This is a genomic window from Variovorax sp. P4_D9 (assembly GCF_056401695.1).
Window position 1 is genome coordinate 1 of sequence record NZ_JBFUIU010000419.1, and the last position, 7970, is coordinate 7970.

At 66.0% G+C, this 7970-nt stretch carries 8 protein-coding genes; 4 read left to right on the plus strand and 4 right to left on the minus strand.

The features are described 5' to 3' along the window. Positions 1 to 65: 65 nt before the first annotated feature. Together AC1DY5_RS33435 and AC1DY5_RS33440 are read right to left on the minus strand one after the other, a co-directional pair. Complete coding sequence (locus AC1DY5_RS33435) at positions 66 to 989, minus strand: MBL fold metallo-hydrolase (RefSeq protein WP_478118509.1); 924 nt, start codon at positions 987 to 989, stop codon at positions 66 to 68. After that, positions 986 to 2677 carry an AMP-binding protein gene (locus AC1DY5_RS33440; RefSeq protein WP_478118511.1) on the minus strand — a complete coding sequence of 564 codons (1692 nt, stop codon included), beginning with the start codon at positions 2675 to 2677 and terminating at the stop codon, positions 986 to 988. The genes AC1DY5_RS33435 and AC1DY5_RS33440 overlap by 4 nt, the downstream gene beginning before the upstream one ends. A gap of 106 nt (positions 2678 to 2783) precedes the next feature. Between AC1DY5_RS33440 and AC1DY5_RS33445 the strand changes: the two genes are divergently transcribed. After that, entirely contained in the window at positions 2784 to 3668 is an 885-nt protein-coding gene (locus AC1DY5_RS33445) for an esterase/lipase family protein (protein WP_478118513.1), read from the plus strand. A 21-nt stretch (positions 3669 to 3689) separates the two neighbouring features. On the opposite strand, the gene AC1DY5_RS33450 is transcribed toward AC1DY5_RS33445, so the two are convergent. Together AC1DY5_RS33450 and hppD are read right to left on the minus strand one after the other, a co-directional pair. Beyond that, positions 3690 to 4490, minus strand: coding sequence for a transporter substrate-binding domain-containing protein (locus AC1DY5_RS33450; protein WP_478118515.1), 801 nt, complete (start codon positions 4488 to 4490; stop codon positions 3690 to 3692). Positions 4491 to 4516: 26 nt separating this feature from the next. Beyond that, positions 4517 to 5644: a 4-hydroxyphenylpyruvate dioxygenase gene (gene hppD, locus AC1DY5_RS33455; protein WP_478118517.1), complete on the minus strand. Its 1128-nt coding sequence runs from the start codon at positions 5642 to 5644 to the stop codon at positions 4517 to 4519. A 142-nt stretch (positions 5645 to 5786) separates the two neighbouring features. Between hppD and AC1DY5_RS33460 the strand changes: the two genes are divergently transcribed. The 3 genes from AC1DY5_RS33460 to AC1DY5_RS33470 form a co-directional block, all read left to right on the plus strand. Further along, entirely contained in the window at positions 5787 to 6260 is a 474-nt protein-coding gene (locus AC1DY5_RS33460) for an Lrp/AsnC family transcriptional regulator (protein ID WP_478118519.1), read from the plus strand. Positions 6261 to 6368: 108 nt separating this feature from the next. Then, positions 6369 to 7109, plus strand: coding sequence for an N-acetyltransferase family protein (locus tag AC1DY5_RS33465; protein ID WP_478118521.1), 741 nt, complete (start codon positions 6369 to 6371; stop codon positions 7107 to 7109). A 68-nt stretch (positions 7110 to 7177) separates the two neighbouring features. Beyond that, on the plus strand, positions 7178 to 7970 hold a 793-nt coding region (locus AC1DY5_RS33470), incomplete at its 3' end, for an HlyC/CorC family transporter (protein ID WP_478118522.1).

The following is a 7970-nucleotide window of genomic DNA, read 5'->3' on the forward strand; positions in this document are numbered from 1 at the left end:
GGCTCTTACAGCCCAATCCGCCCAGCCCCTCAAAAGGCTGGGCGTTTTGCTTTGTGCCGCGCCAATCAGCGATTGTGGATATGCGATGCGTCGCAAGTCGCGGCGCCGGCCCTGACCAGTTCGTCCAGGATTTCAGAGGCGAGTTCTTCCAGCGAGAAGTGGCCGAAAAAGCGCGTGTGGATGGTCGCGAAATAAGGCGTTTGCGCGAGCCATGCGCTCCATTCGCCTCGGCGAATCGTCTTCAGTTCTAGCAGCTTGAACTTCAGCATCACCTTCACCGCGTGGCGTGCATGCTTGACCGGATCGCGCTGGAAGCTGTCGAGCCTGCTGCGGGCCTTCTGCAGGGCCGCAGGGGCGTCATGGAAGACGCTTCCGTGCCCGGGAATCACGTGCAGCGGGCCCAAGGACTCGATCAGATCGAGGGTCGCGCCCACCTCTTCGAACGAAGCCTCGCCCTGCAGTTCAGGGAAGACCACGCCGAACCCGTTCTGCCAGAGTGCATCGGCGGAGATCAGAGATCTGGAGCCAGGCTCGAACAGGATGACTGAATGCGGATCGTGGCCCTTCGCGGCATGGATCTCCCAAGGCAGGTCGCCGAGCCGGATTTCTTGCCCCGGCTCCAGCAGGCCCTCGAAATGAAAACGCGCGCAGCGCTGGCCGGTCGCCCGGAAGCTCAAGGCATCTTCATCCCAGGCGCGGACCGCTTCGGCCTCTCCGGGCGGGATCAGGCTGCGCAGCGCCGGAAAGCGCTGCTGCAGCGCCTGGTTGCCGCCGCAGTGGTCGCTGTGCAGATGGGTGTTAAGCAGCAGATCGAGCGGCCGTCCGGCCAGCGCGCCTTCGATCAGCGCCACGGTCTGCGGGGCGTGGGTCAGGTAGCCGGTATCGACCACGGCCGTCTGCTCGCGCCCCCTGAAGAGCACGTTGTTGGCAGAGAGCCAGCCGCGTTCGAAGACCTGGAGTTGCGCGGGCAGGCCGCCGTCCGCCGTCAAGACTGCGCGCCTGCCCGCAGTTCGCGGCGCAGGATCTTGCCGACGTTGGTCTTCGGCAGCGCATCGCGAAATTCGACCTGCTTCGGCCGCTTGTATCCGGTCAGCTGGTCATGGCAGTAGCGCATCACGGCCTCTTCGGTCAGCGCCGGATCCTTGCGGACGACGAAGACCTTGATCGCCTCGCCCTGCTTCGGGTCGGGCACGCCGACGGCCGCGCATTCGACGACTCCGGGACACAGCGAGATCACGTTCTCGAGTTCGTTCGGGTAGACGTTGAATCCGCTGACGATGATCATGTCCTTCTTGCGGTCGACGATCCGGGTGTAGCCGTCGTCCTGCATCACCGCCATATCGCCGGTGCGCATGAAGCCATCGGCCGTGAAGGCCGCAGCGGTCTCGGCCGGCTGCTTGTAGTAACCGACCATCACGTTGGGCCCCTTGATGCAAAGCTCGCCGGCCTCGCCGGCCGGCAGCGAACGCCCCTCGTCGTCCTTGATCGCGATCTCGATGCCCGGCAGCGGCAGGCCGATGTTGCCGCTGTAGCCGGTGCTGGTGACCGGGTTGTTTGTGCCGATGGCGCAGGTCTCGCTCATGCCCCAGCCCTCGATCATCGGGCAGCCCGTGAGCTCGAACCACTGTCGCGCGGTGCCCTCGGAGGCCGCCATGCCGCCGGCCTGCGAGACGAACAGCTGGGAGAAGTCGACAGTCTTGAACTCCGGGTGGACCAGCAGCGCATTGAAGAGCGTGTTGACCGCGGGGAACATGTGGAAAGGCCGCTTCTTGAGCACTACGATGAACTTGCCGATGTCGCGTGGATTCGGAATTAGCGTGAGGTGCGAGCCCTGGCGGATCGCGAGCAGGCACAGCGTCAGCGCGAAGATGTGATACAGCGGCAGCGCCGCGATGCTGTTGACCTTGGATAGGTCGCCCGCGCGGGCCAGCGCTGGCGAGAACCAGGCCTCGGCCTGCAACGTTGCGGCGACGATGTTGCGATGCGTGAGCACCGCGCCTTTCGACAGTCCGGTGGTGCCGCCCGTGTATTGCAGGAAGGCGATCGAGTCGAGCGTGCTCGGGTCGGCCGCCAGCGACCGGCCGCGACCGGCCGCGATCGCCTGGGAGAAGGGCGTCACGGTGCGTCCTTCGGTCAGGGCGATCTTGTAGGGCGGCACCATCTTGGCGAGGTGCCGCACGGCGAAAGTGATCCAGGCGCCGTACATGCCGCCCAGCAGGTCGCCCATCGATGTGACGCACACGTGCTTGATGGCCGTGCGATCGATCACCTGCTCCAGCGTGGTGGCGAAGTTCTCGAGGATGACGATGGCCGTGGCGCCCGAATCCTTGAGCTGGTGCTCGAGCTCGCGCGCCGTATACAGCGGATTAACGTTGACGCAGGTGTAGCCGGACCGCAGCACGCCGCAGATGGTGACCGCGAATTGCGGAATGTTGGGCAGCATCACAGCGACTCGCGCACCGGGTTCGAGCCCGAGCGACTGGAGCCAGGCACCCATCGCATTCGACAGCGTGTCGAGCTCGCCGTAGGACATCCATTGTTCCATGCAGACCGAGAAGGGCCGCTCGGCATAGCGCTTGAACGATTCGTCGAAAAGTTGTCCGAGCGACCGGTATTGCTCCGGGTGGACCTCGTGTGGCACGCCGGCCGGATAGCTCTGAAGCACGGATGTCTGCATGCAATCTCCTATGGCGCGGATTGTCGGAGCGACCTGCGCCCGGCCGCCAGCGGGCTTGTCCTAGGGTACTGCCGGCCGCGTCTGATTCGCGTGAGATAGTTGGCCCATGGTTGCACGTGCTCAGCGATGGTTGGTGATCGGTTGGCTGCTCCTTGCGGTGGCGTGGACGAGCTTCTGGTGGAGCCGGTCGCCGGCCATCGCGCTCGCCGGAATGCTGGTGCTGACCTGTTCCCATGCGGCCTTTCTCGCGCTCGAGTTCGCGCTCTGCTATTGCGTCGGCGCGAGCGACCCGGTGCCGCGCGCCAGCGCCTTTCAATGCGTCAAGGCGTGGCTGGCGGAAAGCGCCGCGGCGCCGCGCGTCTTCTGCTGGCAGCAGCCTTTTCGCTGGCGCGCCGTGCCCGACCACCTGCCRCGCGGCCAGCGCCGGGGCGCGGTGCTGATCCACGGCTTCGTCTGCAATCGTGCATTCTGGAATCCGTGGCTGCGCGAGCTGCGCGCCGCCGACCGTGCCTTCGTGGCGGTCGACCTCGAGCCCGTGTTCGGCTCGATCGACCGCTATGTGCAGACCATCGAGGTCGCGGTCGCACGCGTGACCGCGGCCACGGGAAAAGCGCCGCTGCTGATTTGCCACAGCATGGGCGGCCTCGCGGCCCGCGCCTGGTTGCGCGACGGCAATGGCACGCGCGTGCACCGCATCGTGACCCTCGGCACGCCGCACCGCGGCACCTGGCTTGCACGCTTCGGCCGCACCGCCAATGGCCGCCAGATGCGCATGGGCGGCGAGTGGCTGCAGCGCATCGACGGCGAGCGCGCCAGCGTGCAGCAGGTGCCCTTCACCTGCTGGTATTCGAACAGCGACAACATCGTGTTTCCGACCTCGGTCGCCTCGCTGCCGGGTGCGGACAACCGGCTCGCCGCCGGGCGTGGCCACGTCCAGATGGCCTTCGATGCCGGGATCCGGCGCGAGGCGCTGGCGCTCCTCGACGACTGACCCCCGGCCGGCGCGACCGGCCTACTTGAGCCAGCGGTCCATCGCGCGCTGGAAGTCGCCGCCGGCCTGCGACAGGTGCAGCCACTGGTCGACATAGGCCTTGAAAGCGACGTCGTCGCGCGGCAGCAGCCAAGCCATCTCGCCGTACTGCAGCGGCTTGTCGGGATTGATCGCGCACAGGCCCGGCTTGAGTTTCTGCTGGGTGATCGCCTCGGCCGATTCGGTCACGAAGACGTCGGCGCGGTTGGCCAGGATCTCGTCGAAGATGGTGACGTTCTCGCCATGCATCGTGAGCTTGGCCTGCTTGAAGTTGGCCCGGGCGAAACGCTCGTTGCTGCCGCCCGGATTGAAGATCACGCGCACCTCGGGCTTGTCGATCTGCGCCACCGTCTGGTATCTGGCGACGTCGGCGCAGCGCGCGATCGGCGTCTTGCCGTTGACCATGTAGGCGCTGCTGAAGAAGGCCAGCTTCTGCCGGTCGGTCGATACCGAAATGCCGCCGACGGCCATGTCGCACTTGCCGGCCCGGAGGTCGGGCAGCAGATTGGCCCAGGTGGTCTTGACCCACTCCGGCTTCGCGTTGAGGCTGGCGGCAAACCCGCCCATGAGGTCGACGTCGATGCCTTCATAGCTCGCATCGGGCTTCTGGAAGCTGAATGGCTTGTAGTCGCCCGGCGTGCAAATGCGCARTACGGCGGCCTTTTGCACGGCATCCAGACGCGAAGGCGCGGCCCCCTGGGGCGGTGCCATCGCGCAGCCTCCGAGCGTCAGCGCCGCGACGGCGATCCAGAGAAGGGAACGAAGCGGGGACGTCAGGCGCATGGAGGCTCCAGAGTGGGATGGGGCGCCTATTGTGCGGCGGCCAGCACCCCGCGCCGGATCTGGTCGAGCTCGATGCTCTCGAACAGCGCCTTGAAGTTGCCTTCGCCGAAGCCGTCGTCGCCCTTGCGCTGGATGAACTCGAAGAAGATTGGGCCCAGCTGGTTCTCGCTGAAGATCTGCAGCAGCAACGCGCCCTTCTTGCCGTCGACGAGGATCTTGCGCTTCTTGAGCTCGGCCACGTTCTCGCCGTGCCCCGGGATGCGCTTGTCGACCAGTTCGTAGTAGGTGTCGACGGTGTCGAGCAGCTTCACGCCCGAAGCCCGCAGTGCATCGACCGTATGGAAGAGGTCGCGCGAACCCATCGCGATGTGCTGGATGCCCTCGCCGTGGTAGTTGTCGAGGTACTCCTGGATCTGGCCGGCCTTCTCGTTGCCTTCCTCGTTGATCGGGATGCGGATCTTGCCGCAGGGGCTGGTCATGGCCTTGCTCTTGACGCCCGTGACCTGGCCCTCGATGTCGAAGTAGCGGATCTCGCGGAAGTTGAACAGGCGCTCGTAGAAGTCGGCCCACTCCTTGAGCCGACCGCGGTGCACGTTGTGCGTCAGGTGGTCGATGTAGGTGAGGCCGTGGCCTTCGGGCGCCAGCGCCTCGGCCGCCGAGAGGCCCGGCAGCGCCTCGAAGTCGACGTCGTAGAAGCCGATGTTGCCGATGTCGCCGGGCTGGGCGCCGTTCTTGCCGCGCCAGCGGTCGACGAAGTAGATCAGGCTGTCGCCGATGCCCTTGATGGCCGGGATGTTGAGCTCGCCCGGGCCGGCGCCGGGCGCGAAGCCCCAGGCACCGAGGCCGATCGCGCGCTCGTAGGCGGCCTTGGCGTCCTGGACGCGGAAGGCGATTGCGCAGATGCTCGGACCGTGCTGGCGCGCGAAGCGCTGGGCGAAGGAATCCGGCTCCGAATTGATGACGAAGTTGATCGTGCCCTGGCGGTACAGCAGCACGTTCTTGTGGCGGTGCTTGGCAATCGGCTTGAAGCCCATCTGCTCGAAGACGCGGCCCATGGCGGCCGGATCGGGGGCGGCGTACTCGATGAATTCGAAGCCATCGGTCCCCATCGGGTTCTCCCAGGGCGTGAAGGCGGCGGTGTCGGTGGTGCTCATGGTTGGATCTCCGTGGGGATTCAGTGTGCGACCGTGGCGGTACGGCGTCCGTATGGAACTGTAAAAGCGCCGAAGCTCATGATTTCGGCGTTTTTGGGCTCGGTGGTGCCATTCAACACAGGAAAACTGCAAAATCTGCGGAATGGATGCACTTGACAAGATTGACCGGCAAATTTTGCGCACGCTTCAGTCCGATGGCCGTGCCACCTACGACCAGATCGCCGAGCAGGTGAGCCTGTCCCCGAGCGCGGTGCTGCGGCGGGTCAAGCGGCTGGAGGAAAGCCGGGTCATCGACCGCTATGTCGCCCTGGTCAAGCCCGAGGCGGTCGGGCTGGGGCTCACCGCCTACCTCAACGTGCGGCTCGAGAAGCTGACCGAAAGCCACAAGCGAAATCCGATGGACTTGTTTCGGGCCAGCGTGCAGACTTGGCCCGAGGTCGTCGAATGCGCGGCGCTGACCGGCGAGATGGACTACCTGCTGCGCGTGGTGGTGGCCGACATGGCCCACTACAGCCGCTTCATCATGAACACCCTGCTCAAGCACCCCAGCGTCCAGGACTGCAAGACCAGTTTCGTGCTCGACCGCGTCAAGGCGACGACGGCCGTGCCCCTGTAACAACATGCATCGGCTGCCGATATGCCTGGAGCGGCAGTTGTTCACAGATGCGCGGCCGGACAAGCCCCACCTGCTTGAAGGTTTAGGGAAAACCCTTATATTCGATGCATGCTTACCGCCAAGGCCCTCCTCACAGCCTCACTCGGCGTCGGCTCGTTCCTGAAGGCGCCGATGGTTGAGGCGCAGCCGCGCGCCGCCGCGCCGCACCCCGCCGCGCCGCACCCCGTCATGGTGCCGATCCGTTCGATCGGCCCGCGCGAGCGTGACCGCATCGCCCAACACCTGCTGGCCCTGCCGCAGCACGACCGCTACCTTCGTTTCGGCTACGCCGCCTCCGATGAACAAGTCCAGCGCTACGTCGACGGGCTCGATTTCGAGCGCGACGAGATGTTCGGCATCTACAACCGCCGGCTCGAGTTGATTGCGATGGCCCACCTGGCCTTCGCGCCGGCCGACCAGCAGCAGGATTGCGCCGAGTTCGGCGTCTCGGTCGCAGTGCATGCCCGCGGACGCGGCTACGGTGCGCGCTTGTTCGAGCGTGCGGTGGTGGTCGCCCGCAACGAAGGCGTGGGCATGCTGTTCATCCATGCCCTGAGCGAGAACGCCGCGATGCTGAAGATCGCGCGCAACGCCGGCGCGACCGTGGTGCGCAGCGGCTCCGAGTCCGAGGCCCACCTCGAACTGCCCGCCGCCACCTTCGACAGCCGCATGAGCGAGATCGCGCTGCAGCACTTCGCGCAGGTCGACTACCAGCTCAAGACCCGGGCCAAGCAGTTCTGGTCCTTCCTGGCCGAAGTGCAGGAAATCCGCCGCGGCGTGCGCGCCGCGCGCGACCGCTCCTCTCCCTGAGGCGCGCGCCGGACGGCGAATAATCGCTTTCCGGTATCCTCTGGGTTCCGCAACTTCGCCCTCCCGCAGTGGCCGACCCTCACCCTGATCGCGCGCCCGTCGAACGCGAAGACAAGCGCAGCTTTCTCCAGAAGCTCGCCGAATTCATTCACCCCGGGCCTGATTCCCGCGACGAACTGATCGAGACCCTGGCTGACGCCGAGGACAACGACGTCATCGGCGCCGAGTCGCGCGTGATGCTCGAAGGCGTGCTGCGCATGGCCGACATGACCGCGGGCGAGGTGATGGTGGCGGCGCCGCGGATGGACCTGGTCAACATCGACGCGCCCTACGACGCGCTGCTGCACCTGGTGATCGATACCGCCCACTCGCGCTTTCCGGTCTATGAGGGCGAGAAGGAAAACATCATCGGCATCCTGCTCGCGAAGGACCTGCTCAAGCTGCAGCGGGCGCCGGGCCTGAACATCCGCGCGCTGCTGCGGCCGCCGACCTTCGTGCCCGAGAGCAAGGGCCTGAACGACCTGCTGCGCGAGTTCCGCGGCAACCGCAATCACCTGGCGGTGGTGATCGACGAGTTCGGCCGCGTGGCCGGCCTGATCACCATCGAGGACGTGCTCGAACAGATCGTCGGCGAGATCGAGGACGAGTTCGACATCCCCGAGGACGAGGGCGACATCTTCGGCCTCGCCGACCACACCTACCGCGTGGCGGGCGACACGCCGATCGAGCGCGTCGCCGAAGCCTTCGGCATCACCTTCGCCGAGGCGCTCAGCGAGGAGTTCGACACCATCGGCGGCCTGATTGCGCACGAGATGGGCCATGTGCCCAAGCGCGGCGAGCACTACGCGCTCGGCGCCTTCG

Coding starts and splice junctions, on each gene's coding strand:
- AC1DY5_RS33460 (WP_478118519.1), top strand. CDS start 5,787: ATGGATGCACTTGACAAGATTGACCGGCAAATTTTGCGCACGCTTCAG.
- AC1DY5_RS33465 (WP_478118521.1), top strand. CDS start 6,369: ATGCTTACCGCCAAGGCCCTCCTCACAGCCTCACTCGGCGTCGGCTCG.
- AC1DY5_RS33440 (WP_478118511.1), bottom strand. CDS start 2,677: ATGCAGACATCCGTGCTTCAGAGCTATCCGGCCGGCGTGCCACACGAG.
- hppD (WP_478118517.1), bottom strand. CDS start 5,644: ATGAGCACCACCGACACCGCCGCCTTCACGCCCTGGGAGAACCCGATG.